The following is a 21,328-nucleotide window of genomic DNA, read 5'->3' on the forward strand; positions in this document are numbered from 1 at the left end:
CAATGGGGTAGTGTGACGTGGAAGCTGGGTAGCTTGCTATAGTGTCATTGCGATAGACAGGGAGATTTTGCCATGGAAAATCAAGCGAGAATGCTTTCGGTAGTGCCTGACTGGGCGTCGACGTACCACCTGCGTGAGGCCAAGTTGGCCGATGTTATGGCAATGGCCAGCGTCACCCGCTCGAGTTGGCTCAAGGCTTTTCAGTCATTCTTGCCCGATCCTGTCCTTAAACAGGGAACACAGCAACACTTCGAGCAGCTCTGGCGCACTATTCTGCTCAATGCGCCTGAAGAGGAAGCCATCATCATAGAGGATGAAGGTGAGGTAGTCGCCTGCGGGGCCTGCGGCATGTACCGTTTCGACTACAATCCGCCTCTGGGAGACATTATCAAGCCCAATGCCGGGGAGCTATACCGTGGCTATGTGACGCCCGAGTATCAAGGCTATGGTTTGGGCCGCAGCTTGCTTGCCAGGAGACTCGCCATGTTGGCGGCCAGAGGCTGCAGCGATGTGTATACCTGGGTGTATGAAGACAATAGCTCCGCGAGAGGCTTCTTCGAGCATCTCGGCGCCTCTATCATAGGCATACGGCATGGCAAGACCATGGGGTCACATTGGTTTAGGGAAGTCTGTTATCGGGTGAAGATAGACAAGCCGGCATAGGCTGAGTGCCTGCGGGTGACAGTGCCATGCGATGACATGACAGGCTTCAATCATGAACAGGCCCGGCAGATGCCGGGCCTGAGTGTTTGTACTGGGCGCTGCGGCGCTTCAGCCGGCTGGGTTGGCCAGCTGCGCCTCTATGGTCTGCACCAGGTAATAGGTAAAATCATGACCATGATGTTGCAGCATCTTGGGGAACATGGAAATCGGCGTCAGCCCGGGGAAGGTATTGATCTCATTGAGCAAGATCTGGTTATCCTGGGTGAGGAAGAAGTCGATGCGTGACAGGTGGCGCAGCTTCATGCCCTTGAAGGCCTTGATGGCGTAGCTGCGGATCTGCTCGCTGATTTCCGGGGCCAAGCCTTGAGCCACCACATCTGTGCGTGCCTTGCTATTCTTGGCGTATTTCTCATCGAAACTGTAGAAGCTGTTGGCCTCGCAGATGATTTCCCCCGGCAGGGTGGCGATCACTTCCCCCTGGTACTCATACACAGCCACTTCCAGCTCGCGGGCCTTTATGGTCTGCTCGACCACCACATAGGGGGCATAGTCGAAGGCTTCCGCCAGCACGGGTGCCAGCCTGTCTGGATCATCGACCTTGTAGCAACCTACCGACGAGCCCTGGGAGGCGGCCTTGATGAAGACTGAGCCCCATTGGGCCAAGGCGGCCCGAGTCTGTTGCAATGCCTCGGCATCATTCTGATGCAGGAAGATATAAGGGGTGTTGGGGATCCCCAGGGCGCTGAACCACATCTTGGCGGTGATCTTATTGAAGCAGTTGCTGCTGGCCTCGGATTCGCAGCCGAAGTAGGGCAGTTGGATCAGGTTGAAGTAGGACTGAATATCGCCGGTTTCGCCGGGAAAACCGTGAATGCAGGGGATCACATAGTCCACTGGCCAGGGGGCCTTATGCTCGTCTTCGAAGCGGATTTCGCGTCTGTTGGTCAGCTCGCAGCCCTCGCCCGCCGCGGTATGGTAATGGCCCTGCTTATCCAGCTCGACCCTGAGCACCTGGAATAACGGGGACTTTGCCAGCGAGGTTTCGAAAAAATTGGCCGAAAGCAGTGAGATAGCGTGCTCGGCACCGCCACCACCACAGAGCAATAGCAGGTTGATTTTTGACATTGTGACTCCTGAGTCGACTGTCCGGATAAGGGAGAAGGGCCATCCGGCCCGGTTATCCGTGACGTTATGATATCCGTGAAAAATACGAGTAGCGCACCCATGCGGACCAGCGGGTCAGCAAGAGTGCAAAAGTCATACGAACGCTATATGCAAGCTATGGCGCCATCTTAATGATCCTCGGCGCCACAGCGCAAGGGCCTGGGGCGTAAATGCCGAAATAGTGCCCGCCCTTACCCTAGGTTGGCCCGGCGCCCTTGCTTAGAGGCGCCCTTGCTTAACGCCGGCATAGAACTAACTTCTTTAACACCTTCCGGTAGCACTTTCCCCGGTGCTCATTCTCAGCTGGCTTCTTAACTACCCTCTTTATCACCTTCCCCATGTTAACTGGCTTCCCCAAGCTTTGCCTCAACAGCCGTCTTGTTCCTGCTGCCACAGCCTATGGGCCAGGCCCGAGGCCCTCTGGGTCGCCTGCATGCAGGCGCGCTCGAACACGCCCTGACTGCCGAGGCAGCTGAAACTCTGTTTGGCGCGGGTCACGGCGGTGTAGACAAGCTCCTTGGTCAGCAGTTGCCACTGGGACGGGCTGGGGCTCGGCGGCAACACCAGGGCCACCTGTTCGAACTCACTGCCCTGGCTCTTGTGTACCGTCATGGCGAAGCAAGTGTCATGGCTCGGCAGGCGGGCGGGTAATACCTTGAGTATGCTGCCATCGGCCTTGACGAAGTGAGCCATCAGCCGCTCGGGCCTGTCGTTGTCCCGCAGGACAAGCCCTATGTCGCCGTTGAATAACCCGAGATTATAGTCATTGCTCTGGATGATGATGGGCCGCCCCAGGTAAAACTCTTGCTGGGGTTGTATCAGCTTGGCCTGGGTTAAGGCTTGGGTAACGCTTCTGTTGATGCCTTCGACCCCGTAGTCGCCGGCGCGCATGGCGCATAGCAGTCGGTAGCGGTTGAAGGTTTCTATTATGGCACCTGTGTCTGTGCCTGTGTCTGCGTCCCTGTTGACGGCGGCGACAGGGACTTGCCCATCCAGGTTGTCGGCCTGCCCGGCGCCGCGCCCGTGGATCAGGCCAAGATACTGGCCATAGCCAGCCACCGCCTGTTCGAGTAACAGCTGCAGGCCCTTATTCGCCGCTTGAGCATTCTGGGCCGGGTTGCCTGCGGCGCCAAACTCATGGTTGAACCAGTGAAGCTCGCGGTAGCCATGTTGCCAGGCGCGCATGATGGCGCCCTTGTCGGCGTTGTTGACTGCCGTTGCCAATACCCCTATGCCGGCATCGCCCCTGAACCTGTGGCTATGGAGCAGCATGCAAAGGCTGTCGCCCAGCCTGGGCTCAGGGTCGACGAATGCCGTCAGATCCGCCGCGCAGAGGGAAGACAAGCGCTCGGCCTGGGCCTGGGAATAGCGCATGCGCCACTGGGTGCCGGCCTTGCCTTGCAGCTGCGACAGCCTGAGGCCGGCGCAGATGTCTGCCAGCACGGCGCCGGCCTCCACCGAGGCGAGCTGGTCCTGATCGCCGAGCAAGATCAACCTGGCTTCATCCGGCAGCGCCTGCAGCAACTTATGCATCATGGGTAAGTCGACCATGGAAGCTTCGTCGACGATCAGCAGCTCCAGCCGCAGCGGATTGCCCTTATGGTGCCGAAAGCGGTGGGAATCTGGGATCACCCCCAGCAAGCGGTGCAGGGTGGCGGCCCGCTCCGGGATCCGCTGCAATGCGGTGCGATACTCGGGCAAGATGGCGCCATCGCGCTCCAGCTCAGAGGCGAGCCTGGCCTTGGAGGCCTTGATCGACTCGCTCAAGCGGGCCGCGGCCTTGCCCGTCGGCGCTACCAGGCGGATGTTGAGCTCCTGCTCCAGTTGCAACAGGAATAACAGCTTGGTGACAGTGGTGGTCTTGCCCGTGCCTGGGCCGCCGGTGATCACCGCCAGTTGCTTGGTCAGCGCCGTGGCGGTGGCAATCTTCTGCCAGTCCAGCCCTTGCGCCTGGGCGGGAAACAGTAGTGCCAGGGTCGGCGCCAGCCTGTGCTGCTCTGTGGCTATGGTGCCACTGGCCAGGCTGAGCAGTCTGGCCGCCACCTGAGTCTCGAACTGGTGATAGCGCTGCAGATACAGGCGACCGTCTTCGAGGATCAGGGGGCTGTGACTGTCGGCATCGCCAACGGCGGCGAATCCCGCCAGCACCCGTTGCAGTGCATCTTGCTCGAGCAAGATCCGGCATTGGCTGTGGTTTTCCTGCATGGGGTTGGCCAGATCCACCTGTGCCAGCACCAGGCAGGTATGCTGCTGGGACAACTGCCGGCTCAGGAGGGCGCAGAAGAGCAGGAATAATTCCTCTGTCTCGCCATGGGCGGCGGCAAGCTCGAGGGCGAAGTGGCGATCGAGCGGCGTCAGCAGTCGCTGGGCTTCCCACTGGGACAGCAGCTGGGGCAGGGGGGCGGCTGCGTGGATCATAATTTGAACTCCATTTGAGCGCCTGGATTGGCCTGGGGAGCGGCCTCCTGTGCGACAGACGTTGGCGGCTCGCCGTTAAACAGGGCGTCCAGTGCCTGGATCAGCGCCTTGGGCGGTTTATCGTAGAAGATGCCGGCATCCGGATGTGCAACCGACATGCCGCGCAGGAACAGGTAGTAACAGCCGCCAATGTGCCTGTCGTAGTCATAGTCTGTCAGGCGGGCCCCCAGATACCTGTGCAGTGCCAGGGTGTAGAGCAGGTACTGGAGGTCGTATCTGTGGCTGCGGATGGCCTGGGTCATGGCGCTCTGCCGGTAGTGGCTGAAGTCGTCGCCCAGATGGTTGGACTTATAGTCACAGATATAGAAGCGGCCCTGGTGTTCGAAGGTCAAGTCGATGAAGCCCTTGAGCATGCCCTCGAGTTCATCGAAACTGAGCTCGTGGCGATAGCCGTTGGCCTCGCCGCCATAACCGAATTGAGTCAACAAGGCGTTGAGGCCGCCGGCATCGAGGCGCGCCAGCGGCAGATAGAACTCCATCTCCACCAGTTTCTGGCGCTCACAGAGTTGGCTCAGGCATAGCGGCTCGTCTGCTGTCTGGGCTTGTTGTGACTCTGTGCTGGGAAGCCTGAGTGGGCTGTGCAGTCTGAGTGGACAGTGCAGCCTGAGTGGCGTGTGCAGCAGATCAAGATACCAGTCCTTGAGCAGAGGTTGCCATTGGGGGTCTATGCCGTATTGCGCCATGGCCTGGGGCAGGTGGCGCTCCAGCTCGGGGTCAGCGGCGGTAAAATCGATGAGCTCCAACACCAGGTGCATGAAGCTGCCGGCATTGGCGCCGCGCTCGAAACTGAAGCGGCTCTGCTCCTGCGAGCCGGGCTCAGCCTCGGATGGGCTCTGCGGCTGCAGCCGGTCTTGGGCAGGATCGAAGCTCTCATCGTCGGCCCCGGGGCTGGTGCGCTCGTGGGGCAGGTTTTTCACCAGACCCGAGTAGCTGCCGACCCGCCATGGACGGCTCAGAGGGCGGTTCAGGGGCTTGGGCGCGAGTTCACCGTGTTCGGGGCGGTTGTCGGCCAGTGGCGTCTGTGCTATCTCGTCCGGTATGGACTCTATGCTGATGGCCTCACTGGCGAGCCTCTGGGTCTGGGCCTGGATGCGGCCGAAGTCGCAGTCCTTGCTGTCTATGCCCAGCAGATAGCCTATGCCCGTCTCGTGCAGCTGGCTGCTGAGGCCGGCGACCTTGGTGACCTTGCTGTGGTTGGCGACATAGAGATAGCAGAGATACACGGGGCGGGTGAGCGCCACGTACAGGAGGCGTATGTCTTCGGCCAACACCTCGCGCTTGTAGGCTTGCCAGCCTTCGTCGCTGCCCTCTATGTCCCACAGCAGGCGTTGCTCCTCATGGTATAGCATGGGCGCCGGCTTGCGGCGATTGTCCCTGGCGAGGCTGACGAAGGGCAGCAGGCAGACAGGGTATTCCAGGCCCTTGCTCTTGTGTATGGTCACCAGCTGCACCAGGTTCTGCTCGCTCTCCAGCCTGAGCTGCTGCTCGTCGGTGCCGCTGTTTTCCAGCAGCTGTTGCTGGTACCAGTTGACCAGGGCGCTGCTGCCATCGAGTTCGGTGGCCTTCTGCTGCAGCAATTCGGCCAGGTGGCGAAAATCCGTCAGCCGGCGTTCGCCGTCGTCACTGGCCAGCAGGCGGCCGATGAGGCCAGTATCGTTGGCCAGGTTCAGCAGCGCCGGCATTATGCCGCGCCGCAGCCAGAGGTTATGGAGCTCGAAGAATTGTCCAAGCAGGGTCTGCCGGCGCTCTTCATCCCGATTGAAACCGTGGATCTGCAGCGCATCGAAGCCGAGCAGTCGGGTCGCCAGGGCACTGCGCAGCGCCCGCTCGTCCCTGGGGTTGGCCAGCGCGGCCAGGACCAATGCCAGTTCCCGCGCTTCCAGGGTGTCGAACACGCTGTCGCGGCTGAGGAACACGGCGCCTATGGAACGGCGGCCGAGGGCTTCTTTCATCACCGCCGCCTCGTTTCTGTCGCGCACCAGCACGGCTATGTCTTTGGCCTTCAGCGGTTGGCCGGCGATATGGCATTGGCCCTGCTGCGCCTGGGTCAGGAGCCTGGCTATCTGGGCGGCGGCATCGTCGGCGAGCCTGGCCCTGGCGGTGAGTTTGTTGAGCCCCTTGTCCGGGTCTTCGGCGAGCAGTCGCAGCCGCAAGGCACTGCCGTCGCTGCCGCTTTCCGTCAGGCACTTGCCGGCGGCGCTCGCCGGGGTGGCGACGGCATCGAAGGGGATGGCCTGGCTGAGGAAAGGATCGCCCGACTGCTGGAACAGTGTATTGACTGAGGTCACAAGTTTGGCGCTGGAGCGGTAGTTGGTCTCCAGGTAGTAGTGCGCCTGGGTCTCGTTTCGCGCCTGGATATAGGTATGGATATCGGCGCCGCGAAAGGCATAGATGGCCTGTTTTGGGTCGCCTATCATCAGCAGGCTCAGGGGGGTACCCGCGGCTGGTTGCTGTTGATAGATGCCGGAGAAGATCGCGAATTGCAGCGGATCTGTGTCCTGGAACTCGTCTATCAGGGCCACGGGAAAGCGACTGGCGATCGCCTGGCCGAGACTGGCCGGATTGGCCGCGAGCGCCTCGCTCAGGGTCAGCAACAGATCGTCCGGAGTCAGCAGGTTGCGCTGCTGTTTTTGTTGGCGAAAACGCCTGTCTATGCCGTCCCTGGCGCCGGCCAGGAAGGCCGGCGCCACGGCGGCGATCAACTGGTGCAGCCGCTCTATGTGGGCCAGCAGCGGCGCTTCGTCAGCACTCGGCACCACTCCGCCCTTGTTGAGCTTGAGTCCGGACAGGGACAGGGCATCGAGCACCTTGTCGTCCGGCAGGCCGTTGCCGTATTTGACCCAGTTATCCAGGGCATCGAACATGGCGCCGAGCTTGGGGTACTTGTCCGCCGCCTTGCCGAAGCGGGCGCCGTTGAGCGGCAGCTCATGCAGCAGTTCCAGCAAGGCCTGCCGCTCCCTCGGCCAAACCAGTCTGAAGCGGCTCAGACTCTGACTCAGTTCTTGGGTCAGGGGGACGAAGGCAACGGGCTGCAGCTTAGGCTCGGCCTGGCTGGCGCCGAGCAAGGGCCTTAACTTGCGCAGCAGGTTGTCGGGATCGCCGAATTGTTTGGCGATGATCTGCGCCAGCTCTTCGCTCAGGGGGTAGCAGGCTTCGCGCCAGAAATCCCGCACCGCATGGTGCAAAAATTCGCTGTCGTCCAGGGTAAATTCGGACTCGAACAAGAGCGAGGATTCGAATGCCATGTCCGACAATATCCGCTGGCAGAAGCCATGTATGGTGTAGATGGCGGCCTCGTCGAGCGACTTGATCGCCAAATCCAGGCGCTTGAGCGCGGTGGCGCGCTCGGCCTCGGGGATGGACTCATACAACTGGCGAATGAACACATCTTCGGTCGGCAGGCCGAGGAAACACTTGAATGCCTGCTGGATGCGGCGTCTTATCCTGTCCCTGAGTTCCTGGGTGGCGGCATTGGTGAAGGTCACCACCAAGATCTGCTCGCAGCCGAGCGGTTGGGGAATGCCGTCGCCGAGCAATAGCCGCAGATACAGGCCTGAGATGGTATAGGTCTTGCCTGTGCCGGCGCTGGCCTCGATCAGGCGGCTGCCGCCGAAGGGCAGGGTCAGGGGGTTGAGTACTTGTGCTGTCGACATGGCTTATTCCTCGCCCCCGCGGGTTTCAATTCCGGCATTGTCTATCCCGACATTGTCCCCCCCGGCATTGTCAACATAGTCGCCGAGCTTGGCCAGTGGGTCTTTGTGGTACAGGCTCAGCAAGGGGGTGCAGATAGCCAGCGCGAGACCGCCGAACTCCTGTTCGCTGAAATCCCGGGGGAAGCTGAACAGCCTCTGGTAATGGGGCTCCATGGCTTCGCCCAGCTGACTCTGTTCGTCCAGCCACTGCTCCTTGGCGGCCAGGAGTCTCTGTTGGTGATCTCCCTCCGCCTCGGCATAGGCGAGCGAGGTGCGCGGCATGAAGCACAGCGGCCGTTGCTGACCCTGAATGAATAACGCCAGCAGTTGCGTCAGGTTGGCCTTGGCCATCTCCTGGCTGAGGGGGGCCAGGGCGTGGAAATGGCCAACATCCAGCAGATAACTGTGGCAGCCATGACCCATGGCGTTGACACAGAGGTGGCGCAGATACAGGCGCACCAAGTCCCGGCCATGGGCCGTGCCCGGACGATAGTTGACCAGCCCCTTGGCGGCTAGGTCGTCGATGCGGCCAACCAAGGTGATCCCTTTGCCATCATCCTGGCTCGTCAGCTTCAGCCTTATGTCCAGATGCCGGGTCTTGCCTGCCTCGCCCCTGAGGTAGAGGCTGCGGCCTATGAGCGGCGCCAGATCCCTTTGATATTGGTGCAGCAAGAGGTTATCGAACGGCGCCATCGGCAGGCTGCCGCCGGCCTTGAGGCGTTCGAGCAGTTCGCCGTCTACGAGCTCGCTGTGATGGCCTATGGCGTCGTCCAGCAGCTTGAGCTGCAACTGATACCGCTCCAGGGCATTGAGGCTGAAGGCCTCGTCGTTGTTCTCGGCCTGGATCTTCAGCCCGAGATCCACCTTGAGGCTGCGGTTGAAGAAATACTGCGCCGGATTGCGAAAGAAGCGCACCAGGGCCGACAGTTCGATCGGCTGCGCCTCACCGTCTGTCTCTGCTGCCTGTTCGCCGAGCAGCTCGTCATCCCCGCTCAGATCTATGCCGGCGTCGGCTGCCATGAAGGGCGGCTCCGTCGCGTCTCTGGCACCGGCCGGGCACCATTGCCGGCTGTAGCTGGGTTGCAGCCGCTGGGCTTCGGCACTGACGGCAGAGTCATTCTGGCCAGGGTCGACGCCGTTGGGCAGGTAGAGGCGCTCGTCGAACGGTTGCAAGGGTTGCAGGCAAACCAAGTGTTGCAACAGGGCCGCTTCGGCGTCCTGAGGCGTGACCTCCGGCGTAAGGCCCTGTGGCAGGTAGCAGAGCTGGCAATACTCGATGAGTTCAGACACCAGCATGGAGGGAATGCGCTCCGAGTTATCCCGCTCGCTATGACCCAGGTAACTTATGTACAGCTGTCGCCGGGCCGACAACAGGGCCTCGAGAAACAGGTATCTGTCATCGAGGCGGCGGGATCTGTCTCCCTTGCGGGCCCCTTGGTGAGCCATGAGATCGAAGCCGATCGGGTGTTGTACCCTGGGGTAGACGCCGTCGTTCATCCCCAGCAGACAGACGACGCCAAAGGGGATGGAACGCATCGGCATCAGGGTGCAGAAGTTGACGCTGCCGGCCAGGTAACGCTGGCCGACCCTGGATTCGTTCAGGTGGCTGCCGAACCAGTGCTGCAGCACGGCCATGCCCAGATCCGCCTGCTGGCCGGCGTCATCCAGCTCTGTGCCTAGCTTCACCAGGGCCTCGCGTATCTCCTGCAGTTGCGGGCGCTCATCCTCGTCGACGGCATAAAAATCCGCCAGCATCTGTTCCAGCTGCACCAGACGGCTGCGGCTGTCGAGGCTGACGCTCAGCTGTTGCTGCAGCTGGTCGAGGCGCTCGATGAAGTTGAGCAGCTTGCCAAGGGCCTGGGCGGCCTGGCCTTCTATGCCTTCGACACTCAGGTGCTGCTGGTACAGGGGCGCATCGTCGCTGAGGGCATAACCCAAGATCAGCCGGCGGATGCCGAAGGCCCAGGAGTTCTGGCCGAAGGCGGCCAGACCCTGGTCGACTCGGCTCTGCTCGTCGCGGCCCCAGCGCACCCCGGCGCTGTCTAGCCAGCGGCGGATCAGCTGCAGCTCTTCTTCGAGCAGATCGAAGCGGCGCAGCACGGCCGGCACTTCGAGTATGCTGATGATGTCTGTCAGGCCGAAACGGCTCTGGTGTATGCCGAGTAAGTGCAGGAAGCTGTTGATCAGCGGCGATTCCTGAGCCGCGCCGCGGTCGGCGATGGCGTAAGCTATGTAGTGCTGCCCCTGTTTGGCGGCAAATACCGCATCTATGTAAGGCGCATAGGCGGCGACATCCGGCATCATCACCACTATGTCTCTGGGTTGCAGCCCGGGATCTTGTTCTAGCAGTGCCAGCAGGTGATCGTGCAGTGTCTCGACTTCCCGCAGCGGGCTGTGGCAACTGCGCAGGGTGATGGAGTCATCGTCACTGGCCAACGGGCGCCGGCCATGGACATTCAGGTACAGCTCTGCGTCCGGCCCCAGGCTCTGGCCCAGGGTCTCCATCTCGAGTATGTCGTGTTGCACCCCATGCAACAGGCTGTCGACGCCGGGATCCCGATAGAGATCATAGCCGAAGTCCGTATGCTCGGCGGGCAACTCCAGCAGCAGATCCAGCAATTCGCGGCCCATCTTGCCGTTGTTGGCCAGCAGGGGATTGCCCACCTCCAGCTTGTCCTGCCAATGTTCGGCCAGCTGCTTCTTGTCGGCGTATTGCAGCGCCATCCGGGCACGCTGGCGCGGATCTACTATGTCGCCCCAGTAATGTTGGCATGGACTCAGGCTCAGCATCACCACCTCTATGCGCTTGGCCAGGTGGTAGATGACTTCCAGGGTCTGTGGCGCCATGGAGGAGATCCCGAACACGAATAGCCTTTGCGGCAGGGCGGCGAGCGAGGTGGCTTGGTTGTCGAGCGCCTCGATCAAGGCCTGATGCAGGTTGGCCCTGTGATAGCCACTCTGGGCCAGCACCTGGGCGTTGAACCGGATCAGCGCCCGCCAGAGCAGCGGCTGCCATGCTTGATCTGCGCCGAGTTTGATCGGGGATTCGTTGCGCTCCCAGCCGAGAATCCAGTCGGGGCGATAGACAAGGTATTGGTCGAAGATGTCGGCGATGCGGCCACAGAGCTGATACAGCTTGAGCTCGGCATCCGGGGGCAGGACGGCATCCGGGGTCAGGTAGTGACGCAGCGGCTTGAAGGCCTCGTCATCCAGCAGGTCGGGCAGCAGGGCCATGAGTTTCCAGGTCATGGCGGCCTTGGTGAAGGCGTTTTCCTTGGGCACGTCCGGCAGCAACTCATGACAGAGTTGCCAGGTGAAGCTCGAGGGCAGGGGGAATTCCAGCGCAGCCGCTATGCCATTGTATTTGGCTATCTCCAGCCTGAGCCAGGTCGACATGCCAGGGCTCTGGACCAGAATCGCTTCCTGAGCCAAGGGGTTGGCGCCGCCGGGCGTCGTTGCCAACATGGCCGCGAGTTGTTGCGACAGGGATTCCATCTGGTTGGACTGGAGCAGATATAGCATGGGCGACTCGGCAAGGTGCAATTCAAACTATTCTATGTGTTTGATTTACCGCATTCAACATAACAGCCCTGTCTTAATGCCGATAGCGGCATTATTTTAATCCCCGCCAGGGTGATAACAGCATGAGCCGCAGCTTCAGTCGCCATGCCTGTTTGGTGAAGGCTTGGCGGCGGCGCTTGCTCTCTTTGCCGTCGCTGCGGTCGTTATCGCTGTCGGGGCCGTACTTGAGCCCTATGTAGTTGCGGCTGAAGCGATGGAAGCTGCGGCCAAACTCGGGTGCCGCCATGGCGACACGCGCGGCGAAGGTCTCGGGGCCGTCGCTTGGATGTCGCGCCAGGCCCCTGCGCGCCAATTGGCGGCAGACCCTGTCGTAGCCGAGTTTGAGGGGGTCTCTGTCCCGGGGGAAGCGCAGCAGACCCGCGCTGTAGGCTATGGCCAGGCCTATGACGCCAATACTTAACAGCATCAGGAGTGCCACCCGGGTGGCGCTGACATCGCCAAGCAGGTTAGTCAGCAGCCGATATTGATGCTGGGTGTCGAACCCCAGCACCCAGAGGCTCCAGTAATAATCTATGCTGGCCAGGCTGAGCCTGAGCGCGTTCAGCCATGGCCAGGTTCTGAACCTCAGGCTGCTGAAACTGTTGTCACTCAGGTAGCTGTCTGCGGCGGCGAAGCTGGCATCGAAACCCTGCGCCACCCGCTCCGGGGCGACCATGGCAGTGGGGTCGAATCTCAGCCAGCCGCCGTCGTCGAGCCAGACTTCGACCCAGGCATGGGCCATGTATTGGTAAACGCTCAAGTAACCCGCATCTGGATTGGGCTCACCGCCCTGATAGCCTGTGACCAGCCTGGCCGGCAGGCCCGTTGCCCTGGCCATGAAGGCCAGCGCCGAGGCGTAGTGGACGCAGAAGCCGGCGCGGTTCTCGAACAGGAAATCGTCCAGCTGTTGCGGCCCGACCTGGGGCGGGCTCAAGGTGTAGAAGAAGGGTTGCTGATTGAAATAGCGCATCATGGCATTGAGGCGCGCCCTGGGCTCGGGGTAACTGGCGAGAAAGGTTTCGGCCAGCGCCCGGGTGGCGGGATTGCCATGCTCGGGCAATCGCAGGTTACGGGCCCTGGCGGCATCGTCAAGGCTCATGCCCAGGCGGGCAGAGGGCCAGGAGTTGACCCGGTAGACCCGGCGCTGCTCCAGCCGCTGCAGCGAATAGAGGCGATAATCCGGCAGCCTGACCAGGATCTCATCCTGGCTCTGGGCCAGATCCAGGGCGAACAACCAGTGCTGGCGACTGGGTTCGGCAATCACCAGATAGTCCAGCCGCGGCCCGGGTTTCCTGAGCCTGGTGAGGCCAAGGGCGTCATCTGCCGCGGGCGTCGCCAATAGCCTCGCCTTGTGTTGCTGCATTTTGATGCTGGCTGACTGGGTCCAATGCTTGCCGTCGTAATCTTCCAGCACCAGGGCGCGCCAATAGAGGCTGCTGTTGGCCGGGATATCGCCGTCGAAGCTGGCCCTGAACGCCAGCGCCGCCGAGCGGGTCAGGCGGCGAATGTCGCCAAAGCCCAGGGTGTCCGACAGGCCCGTTTGGCTGCTCTTGAGCTGAGGCACTAACCAGAGCGGCGGAAATCGTGGCAGCACTACGAACAATACTAGCGCCAGCGGCAGGCTGAGGCCCATGAGCCGCAGGCCGGTCGCCAGGGTGTCGGGTATGCCGCCGCGCTCGCGATAGAGGCTGAGCAGCACACAAGCGTTGAGCGCACTGACGCCGAGCAGGTACAGGGAATACCAGAGCGACTGGTGCTCAATCAGGCTCAGGCCTATGAGAAAGTAACCGACCAGTACCAGACTCTTGACGTCGCGCCTCTCCCGCATCTCTATGTATTTGAGGCCATAACCCAACACCAGCAGGTTGACCAGGGCGTTCAGCACCCCAAGCTCCATCGCCACCAGTGCCAGGGTCAGGGCCGCGGCTATGGCCAGAGTGCTGACCAGGGGCCGCGGCGGCCTGGCCACCTTGCCCAGATAGATGCCGACTCGCCATACCAGGCAGATGGCACAGATGCCCAGGGTCCAGCTGGTGCATTGCCTGTAGAGTGGCCCCAGTATCGCGATATAGGTCAGCAGCAGCCAGAATAGGGTCTGGCGTCCTATGATGTCTCCCGCCTGGGGCCGACTCTGGTCGCGAGCCTGAAGCGGAGCTTGACCCAGAGGCGGCAACCCGGCCGCCGCGGCGCCGGTACTCTCGGGTTTCACGGGGTCGCCCCTGGCCCTGAGCCTGGTGCGCTTGCCGAGTCCTGCGAGTCGGAAGGATACAGGGCGATGGCGCGCTGACATAAGAGCCGGTGCGCCGCGCCTTCGCCCGGTCCGAAACGCTGCTGCCCCAGGCTGAGGCCGAATCTCTGGCCATCGGCGGTGAGGCGGTCGACCTGCCAGGCCAATTCGCTTAACCTCTGCTCCAGCCCATTGGGCGCCAGGGGGCCCAATTCCAGCCAGAGTGGCACGCCCTGCAACTGATGAAACTCCTTGCTGAGCATGCCGCGCCCCTGGGCCCATTGCTTCCAGGCGACGTGCTTGAGGGATTCGCCTATCACATAGCTCTTGAGCCCCTTGAATTCATTGACCCCCATGGTGGACTTGCCCTGGGTCAGGCTCTTGTCGTCACTGTCTTGACGGCGCTCGAGTTGCAGTGCCTGGCTGCGGGGGGCGGCAAACACCAAGTGGTGCAACGCCAGATCCACATGGGACCAGGCCCGGCATAGCCCCAGCGGGTAGTTGGAGGCCAGGGTCAGGCGTCCGGGTTGCACCGGGCCGCGGCGTGGATGCACCAGGGTGACCCGTGCCAGGACCTTTTCCCGGGTCACCCCAGGCACCCTGTGGGCAGCATTGGCACCAAACCTGAGATACAACTCATGGCTGGAGTGGCTCGAACTCAGGTGGATGGGAAAGGTGAGGGTGTCGCCGGCATAGACCTGGGGCGGTGGCAGGGATGCCAGGGTGAGACCGGCGAGATTGCGGTAGCTGTAGATGATACAGGTATTGAATAGGCTGAATAGCAGGATACTCAGGCCTATGACCAGGTTGTTCTGATAATTGGTGCCGAACAGGTAGAGCACCAGGACCAGCAGCAACCACAGCAGGCCGAAGCCGCTGGGCAGGATAAATATCCGGCTGTGGTCCAGGGTGATCTTTGGGCCCGGCGGCAGTCGCCTGGCCAACCAGAGTTGCCAACGATCGCCGAACCAGCGCCGTAGCGCCCAGGCACCATGCCGGCGGTGCTTGCCGGGGGCTTGGTGGCGGTTGGTGGCCGTTTGCCCTGTTCTCTGGGCCGATGTCGATTCCATCATCCGGGCCCAGATCAGCGTATCGGGTTGACTTGGGCGAGGATCTTCTCGGATATCGCCTCGCCCTGCAGTTGGCTGCTGCTGCGGACCCTATGCTCGGCCACGGGGGAGAAGATCGCCTGCACATCCTCGGGGACGGCGTAGTGGCGCCCCTGGATCAGCGCCCAGGCCTTGGCGGCTTGCAGCAAGGCCTTGCTGGCCCTGGGGGACAGGCCATAGCTCTCTGTCTGGGCGCGGGAATGTTCCACCAGCGCCAGTATGTATTGCAGCAGGGCATCCGAGGCCGTCACTGCTTCTACCTGTGACTGCAATTGTCTCAGGGTCATGGGATCTATGCATTGGGGCAGCACCTGCGCCGTTTCCCTGTGGCCTTGCTTGAGCATGGCGAGCTCGGCCGCCAAATTGGGGTAGCCTATGGAGAGGCGCATCATGAAGCGGTCGAGCTGGGATTCCGGCAGCGGGAAGGTGCCGGATTGATCCGTCGGATTCTGGGTGGCGATGACGAAGAAGGGGCTCGGCAGACTGTGGGTGATGCCGTCGACCGTGATCTGCTGCTCGGCCATGGCTTCGAGCAGGGCGCTCTGGGTCTTGGGGCTGGCCCGGTTAATCTCATCCGCCAGTATCATCTGTTTGAAGATGGGCCCAGGATGAAACACGAACTGTGCCTGGTGCTTGTCGAAAATCGACACCCCGAGTATGTCTGCCGGCAACATGTCGCTGGTGAACTGGATGCGCTGGTAGCTGAGCCCCAGGGTTTGCGCCAGGGCATGGGACAGGCTGGTCTTGCCCATGCCGGGAAGATCTTCGATCAGCAGGTGGCCCCTGGCCAGGATGCAGGCGAGGGCCAGGCGGATCTGCTGCGGCTTGCCGAGTAGCACACACTCGAGTTGATGCAATATCCCCTGAATGGCAGTCTGGCTCATTTGCTGTCCCCTCCTAAGCTATTCCTGTGGCTAACTATGGGGCTTGCCGTACATTTAAGCCAGGGGAAAATGGCTCTGGCTCAATAGCCGAAATTGAGTTCGGCCTCATTGAATAAGGACAAGGGCTTGTTTTGTTGTGCCTGGTAGATGAGGCGATAGCTGAGCACCGCCTGTACATATTCCCGGGTCTCGGTGAAGGGGATGGTCTCGATGAAACTCATGACATCCAGCTTGCCCTGCGAGTCAGCCAGCCAGCGCCTGACCCTGTGCGGGCCGGCGTTATAGGCGGCGGTCGCCAGCACCCGGTTCTGGTTAAATTCCTCGAGCAGCTGGGCATAATAGGCACTGCCAAGTTGCAGGTTCAGCTCCGGCGAGTAGAGGCTGCTCGGACCGGCGTATCTCAGCGCCTGTTTCCTGGCCGTCTGTTTCGCCGTGGCCGGCATCAACTGCATCAGGCCCCTGGCGCCGACGCCGGAGGTGGCATAGGGATAGAAGGCGCTCTCGCGTCTGGCGATGGCCCGGATCTCGTCTATGTCCACCTTGAATTTTTCGCTCGCCTGCTCGAAGCCCTGCTGGTGGGCGAAGGGGAAACGCAGCGGCAGATCATTCCAGAAGCGCCCCTGAATGCTCGCCTGCACACTGAGATCGTCCCAACCCTGCTGCAGGGCGTATAAGGCATACTGTGCCTGCATGTCATTGTCATGGCGGCCCAGCAGCAGCACCCATTCGCCCCTGGCCTCGGGCAGTTTCTCCAGTGCGAGCAGTTCCCTGACCCTGGCCAGGCCGGGGTCATCGGCCAACTTGTCGACCAGCAGTGGCTCCCGGGTCGCGTGTTGTTGCCTGAGTGAGATGGGATTGGCCAGGGACAGCGCCGAGTAGAAGCCATAGAAGTCGCGCTCCCGGCTCAGCGCACTCAGCGTCTGCTCGGTGGCCGGCGATGCCCCGTGGCTCCGGGCGTACCAGAATTGCCAACGGGATTTGGCCAGGGTGGCGTCGCTCAGCAGATCGAGATACAGGCTTATGCTCCGGGTATCCTGCTCCCTGATGGCCCAGCGCAAGCGCATCTCATAGAGATCATCGGATTCGAGCAGCGGCAACATGGTATCTATGTGGTCCTTCAGCGACGACTCCTGACGGATCAACGCCCGCCGCACCAGATAACGGTTGAGCTGGCGTCCCTGGTGATCGCTGAAGCGGCCCGCTTGCTGGTATTTGACATAGAGGCTCACCGCCTGGGCGAGATCTTTCCTGGCCAGCTTGCGCAGCCCAGCGGCCACCACGTCGCCCAGTATGCTGGCCTTGGCACTGAAGTTTTGGCGGTGACGCAAACTGTTGGGATCCCGGTAGACGGCGATGAGCTTCTTGGCATAGCTCTGGTGTGTGGTGACTTTCTTCGCCAGATAGCCGAGCAGACCGGCCTGGCCCGCATCGAAACTGAGCAACATGCGCTCCCAGATCAAGGTCTGGGAGAGCTGACCCGCCTTGGCCCAGGCATGAAACAGGGGGTCACATTCCTGCGGCAGTGAGTTGCCGTTGAGCCAGAGGCTGGCGGCTCCCCGGTAAGCGGCGGCATGCTCACCCTGAGCCAGCTTGGCCCTGTAATAGAAACATTGCAATTGGGTGTTGTTCGGTGGCTCGGCGGCGAACTGCAAAAAGTCCTGCCAGCGCCTCTGGCTGCCCGAGGCCATCAGGTACCTGTATCTGGCGCTGTTATACAGGGGCAGGCCCTTGAAGGGGGCCAAGCCGGCCTTGGCCGAGGAGGCGGGTTGCTTGAGCAGCTTGTCTATGTGCTCGTGGTAATCGAGATAGACGGCCAGTGGGTAATCATCCAACTGGCGCCTGAGCCTCTGGTATTGGCTGCGCTTGCCTTTGTCCAATGCCTTCTTGGCATCGAGATATTGCTGTTGCTTGATGGTCAAGGCCTGCACCAGGGGGGCAGACGCCAGTGTCACCAACAGAATAGAAGCCGACAAAACCATATTGATTAATGGTTTACGCATTAACAACTTGCCTCCAAAATTCGATTTCCTTATCGATTAACCACGGGTGCCGGGCCAGGCTGCCACGGCGTTTTGCTACCTAATGACGGCCTTGATCTGTGTCGCGGGGATTTCTGGTCTGTCTTCGGTTAACATTTCTGCCTGGGTGTCCAGGCTGTCATCGAGCGCCTTGTCCAGCAGCTGCTTATCCAACTGCTTGCTGGTATCTACCCCGAGTTGCTGCATCAAATGGGCCTGGCGGATCAGGTTGCCCCTGCCCGAGGCCAGCTTGTTCATGGCACCCTGATAACATTTGTCGGCGGTTTCCAATGCCCGCCCCAATTTGTCCATGTCTTCGACATACCCACAAAGCTTATCGTAAATTTTACCGGCCTGCTTGGCGATTGTCTGGGCATGTTGATTCTGATATTCATAGCGCCAGATGTTGTTGATGGTCCTCAGCGCGACCAGGAGATTGGTCGGGGAAACCAGCATTATGTTATGCTCGAGTGCATAATTTACCAGGCTGGGATCTTGCTCCAGCGCCAGCAGGAATGCCGGTTCTATGGGGATGAACATCAACACATAGTCCAGGCTCTTGAGGCCATGCAGCTTCTGGTAATCTTTCTGGCTCAGGCCCTTGATGTGGCTGCGCAGCGACAGCACATGTTCCTTGACGGCCTGTTGGCATAGCTCGGGATCTTCGCTGTTGAAATAACGCTCATAGGCCAGGAGTGACATCTTGGCGTCTATGACGACGTCCTTGTTGTCGGGCAGATGCACTATGACATCGGGTTTGAAGCGTTTGCCCGCGTCATCTTTCAGATCTTGCTGGATATGATATTCGTGGCTCTCACGCAGGCCGCTTTCCTGCAATACCCGTTCGAGTATCACTTCCCCCCAGTTGCCCTGCTGCTTGTTGTCGCCTTTGAGGGCCTTGGTGAGGTTGATGGCGTCCTGGCTCATCTTGAGGTTGAGATCCCTCAGGTGTTCGAGTTGATGTTTCAGGGCGCTGCGCTCGGCCTGTTCATGCCCGTAGGATTCACGGATTTGCTGACGAAAGCCCTCCAGCTGCTGCTTGAGAGGCCCCAGCACCCCATCGAGCTGGCTGACATTCTGGTTCTTGAAGTTCTCACTGCGCTCTTCAAAAATTTTATTGGCCAGGTTTTCAAATTGCAGTGTCAGCCGGCTCTCGGCCGACTCCAACAGGGCGATCTTATCCTGCAGCGCCTGTTGCTGTACTTCGCTCTTGGCCAGGATGCTCTGTTGCATGGCGTTGGACTTGGACAACGCCAGTTGGGTTTCCAGCTGCTTGCGCTGCAGCTCGGTCAGCTGTTGTTCCAAGGGGGGCAGACGTTCGGCCTGGGCCTCGGCTTTTCCCAGCAGGGCCAGCTTATGCTCCAATTTTTCCTGGCAGGCATTGAGCTGCTCCTCCTTATGCTCCAACAGTTGCCGCTGTTGTTGCAATGCCTGGTGGGTGTCATCCGTGATCTTTTGGCTTTGCAGCAGTTCTTGTTCCAGCTCGGTTCTGAGCTGCTGCCATCTCTGGCGGGTGAATCTTTGATTGAGCAAAGCGCCTATCAGGATACTCAGGAAGGCCGTGGCCACCAGGGCCGCTATTTCGGGGACAGATAATGCGAGAGGTAATGGCATAAAGAATACAAGCATGATGAGAGGTGGGACATAGATTGGCATGCCGGCACTGGGGCTTCAAGCACTTTGCCCCGGATTGGGGTACTCTTTTGCCTGGCGGGCCCCGATTGTTTTAATCTGGTTAAATTCAGGTGTCTGTTTTGTTTCCGTTGCCGGTTTTCCTGTAAAAGCAGACTTTTTCCTCTGCCCGGGAAGTTTTTCCGTCCCGGGACTGTCTACTCTGTACATCGAGTCAATAATCACAAGAGGTGTCCATTGAGTCAGCAGAAGCGATTTACCAAGGGCATACTGGCCCGGCTGCCATGGCAGCAAGGGGAGCAGGATGTGACCCCGGAGGCGGTATTCCAGGCCAGGCGGCAAATCATCAAGGCATTGGGTTTTGGTGCCGTCGGTGCCAGCCTGCCGGGATCTGTACATGCCGGACTGCTGGACGTGTTTGGCGATAAGCGGCCTCAATTTGTGACCCAAGCGCTGGATTACACGGCCAATGCCAATTACCAGGCGGAGGAGATGCCGACGCCTTTCGACAAGGTTACCCGGCACAATAATTACTATGAGTTCGGCACGGGTAAGCAAGATCCGTCGGAAAATGCCCAGAGGTTCTCGGTCGATCCCTGGCAGCTGAGGATAGATGGCGAAGTCGAGCGCCCCATGACCCTGGATCTGGCGCAGTTGACCCAATTGTTGCCGCTGGAAGAGCGCATCTACCGGCTCAGGTGCGTGGAAGCCTGGTCCATGGTCATTCCCTGGGTGGGATTTCCGCTGGCGGCGCTGCTCAAGAAAGTCGGTCCCACCAGTAAGGCCAAGTATGTGGCATTCGAGACCCTCTATGATCCCGAGCAGATGCCGGGTCAGAGGAGCCGCATGGTGGGCGGCGGCATAGATTACCCCTATGTCGAAGGCTTGCGGCTGGATGAGGCCATGAATGAGCTGACCCTGATGGCCGTCGGGCTGTACGGCAAGACACTGCCACCACAGAACGGCGCGCCGATCCGCCTGGTGGTGCCGTGGAAATACGGCTTCAAGAGTATCAAGTCCATAGTGCGCATACGGTTGACAGAGAAGCAGCCTCCCACCAGTTGGAACCTGCTGGCGCCCCATGAATATGGTTTCTATGCCAATGTGAATCCTGAGGTGGATCATCCCCGTTGGTCCCAGGCCTCGGAGCGGCGCATAGGTGCCGGTGGGCTGTTCTCGGCCAGGCGCATCGCCACCTTGCCCTTCAACGGTTATGGCGATTACGTTGCCCATATGTATAAGGGCATGGATCTGAGGAAGTTCTATTGATCAGACTGACAGCTAAGCATTTGTTCTGGTTGAAATGCTTATTTCATTTGCTGGCGCTGCTGCCGCTGGGCTATCTGTTGTGGCAGGTGCTTACGGATAATGCCGGCGGCGATCCCGTGCAATACATAATCCACTACACAGGGATGGGGGCATTGAATGCCCTGGTGGCCACCTTGCTGGTGTCGCCGCTGGCCAAGGGATTCAAGCTGGGCTTGCTGATGCAAACCCGGCGCCTGCTGGGCCTGTATGTGTTTGCCTATGCCAGTCTGCATATCCTGGCGTTCTTTAGCCTGGATCTCTTGTTTGCCTGGTCGCTGTTGCTGCAGGAAGTGGTTAAACGCCCCTACATTCTGGTGGGCGCCTCGGCTTATCTCATAGTGCTGGCATTGGCGCTGACGTCCTTCAATAGGGTCAAGCGTAAGATGGGGCGTCGCTGGCAGCAACTGCATTATGGCGTGTATCTGGTGGCCTTATTGGCCCCGATACACTTCTACTGGTCGGTAAAATCCGAGATCATCGAGCCCAGCCTGTACTTGCTCGGCCTGGGGGGCCTGCTGCTGTGGCGCATGCCCTTCGCCAAATGGTTGCAGCGGCTGCGCAGCAAAAGCCTGATAGCGCGCCTCAACTGAGG

The 21,328-nt window shown here is 60.5% G+C and carries 12 protein-coding genes; 3 read left to right on the top strand and 9 right to left on the bottom strand.

Annotated elements, in window-relative coordinates; all coding sequences use genetic code 11:
• The first annotated feature begins 72 nt into the window (after nt 1–72).
• Nucleotides 73–663 carry a GNAT family N-acetyltransferase gene (locus HC757_RS01050; RefSeq protein ID WP_169562403.1) on the top strand — a complete coding sequence of 197 codons (591 nt, stop codon included), beginning with the start codon at nt 73–75 and terminating at the stop codon, nt 661–663.
• A 108-nt stretch (nt 664–771) separates the two neighbouring features.
• Here the strand turns inward: HC757_RS01050 and HC757_RS01055 are convergent, their stop codons facing one another.
• The 9 genes from HC757_RS01055 to rmuC form a co-directional block, all read right to left on the bottom strand.
• Entirely contained in the window at nt 772–1,788 is a 1,017-nt protein-coding gene (locus tag HC757_RS01055; protein ID WP_169562404.1) for a D-alanine--D-alanine ligase, read from the bottom strand.
• A 405-nt stretch (nt 1,789–2,193) separates the two neighbouring features.
• The gene (gene recD / locus HC757_RS01060; RefSeq protein WP_169562405.1) at nt 2,194–4,245 is read right to left on the bottom strand and encodes an exodeoxyribonuclease V subunit alpha; all 2,052 of its coding nucleotides are present in this window, start codon (nt 4,243–4,245) and stop codon (nt 2,194–2,196) included.
• Nucleotides 4,242–7,958 (bottom strand): exodeoxyribonuclease V subunit beta, encoded by a 3,717-nt coding sequence (gene recB / locus HC757_RS01065; RefSeq protein WP_169562406.1) that lies wholly within the window; start codon nt 7,956–7,958, stop codon nt 4,242–4,244. The genes recD and recB overlap by 4 nt, the downstream gene beginning before the upstream one ends.
• A 3-nt stretch (nt 7,959–7,961) precedes the next feature.
• Complete coding sequence (gene recC / locus HC757_RS01070) at nt 7,962–11,519, bottom strand: exodeoxyribonuclease V subunit gamma (RefSeq protein ID WP_169562407.1); 3,558 nt, start codon at nt 11,517–11,519, stop codon at nt 7,962–7,964.
• 91 nt (nt 11,520–11,610) lie between these two features.
• The gene (locus HC757_RS01075; RefSeq protein ID WP_342343023.1) at nt 11,611–13,767 is read right to left on the bottom strand and encodes a transglutaminase TgpA family protein; all 2,157 of its coding nucleotides are present in this window, start codon (nt 13,765–13,767) and stop codon (nt 11,611–11,613) included.
• Nucleotides 13,764–14,858, bottom strand: coding sequence for a DUF58 domain-containing protein (locus tag HC757_RS01080; protein ID WP_244622995.1), 1,095 nt, complete (start codon nt 14,856–14,858; stop codon nt 13,764–13,766). The genes HC757_RS01075 and HC757_RS01080 overlap by 4 nt, the downstream gene beginning before the upstream one ends.
• Nucleotides 14,859–14,869: 11 nt before the next feature.
• Complete coding sequence (locus tag HC757_RS01085) at nt 14,870–15,778, bottom strand: AAA family ATPase (RefSeq protein WP_169562409.1); 909 nt, start codon at nt 15,776–15,778, stop codon at nt 14,870–14,872.
• Nucleotides 15,779–15,858: 80 nt separating this feature from the next.
• Nucleotides 15,859–17,778: a transglycosylase SLT domain-containing protein gene (locus HC757_RS01090; protein ID WP_169562410.1), complete on the bottom strand. Its 1,920-nt coding sequence runs from the start codon at nt 17,776–17,778 to the stop codon at nt 15,859–15,861.
• Between the two features lie 75 nt (nt 17,779–17,853).
• Nucleotides 17,854–19,410, bottom strand: a complete 1,557-nt coding sequence (rmuC, locus tag HC757_RS01095; RefSeq protein WP_169562411.1) for a DNA recombination protein RmuC — start codon at nt 19,408–19,410, stop codon at nt 17,854–17,856.
• A 255-nt stretch (nt 19,411–19,665) separates the two neighbouring features.
• Between rmuC and msrP the strand changes: the two genes are divergently transcribed.
• Complete coding sequence (gene msrP, locus HC757_RS01100) at nt 19,666–20,697, top strand: protein-methionine-sulfoxide reductase catalytic subunit MsrP (protein WP_169562412.1); 1,032 nt, start codon at nt 19,666–19,668, stop codon at nt 20,695–20,697.
• The gene (gene msrQ / locus HC757_RS01105) at nt 20,694–21,326 is read left to right on the top strand and encodes a protein-methionine-sulfoxide reductase heme-binding subunit MsrQ (protein ID WP_169562413.1); all 633 of its coding nucleotides are present in this window, start codon (nt 20,694–20,696) and stop codon (nt 21,324–21,326) included. The genes msrP and msrQ overlap by 4 nt, the downstream gene beginning before the upstream one ends.
• The last annotated feature ends 2 nt before the right edge of the window (nt 21,327–21,328 follow it).

Source organism: Shewanella salipaludis, from assembly GCF_012911865.1.
Classification (GTDB): Bacteria; Pseudomonadota; Gammaproteobacteria; order Enterobacterales; family Shewanellaceae; genus Shewanella; species Shewanella salipaludis.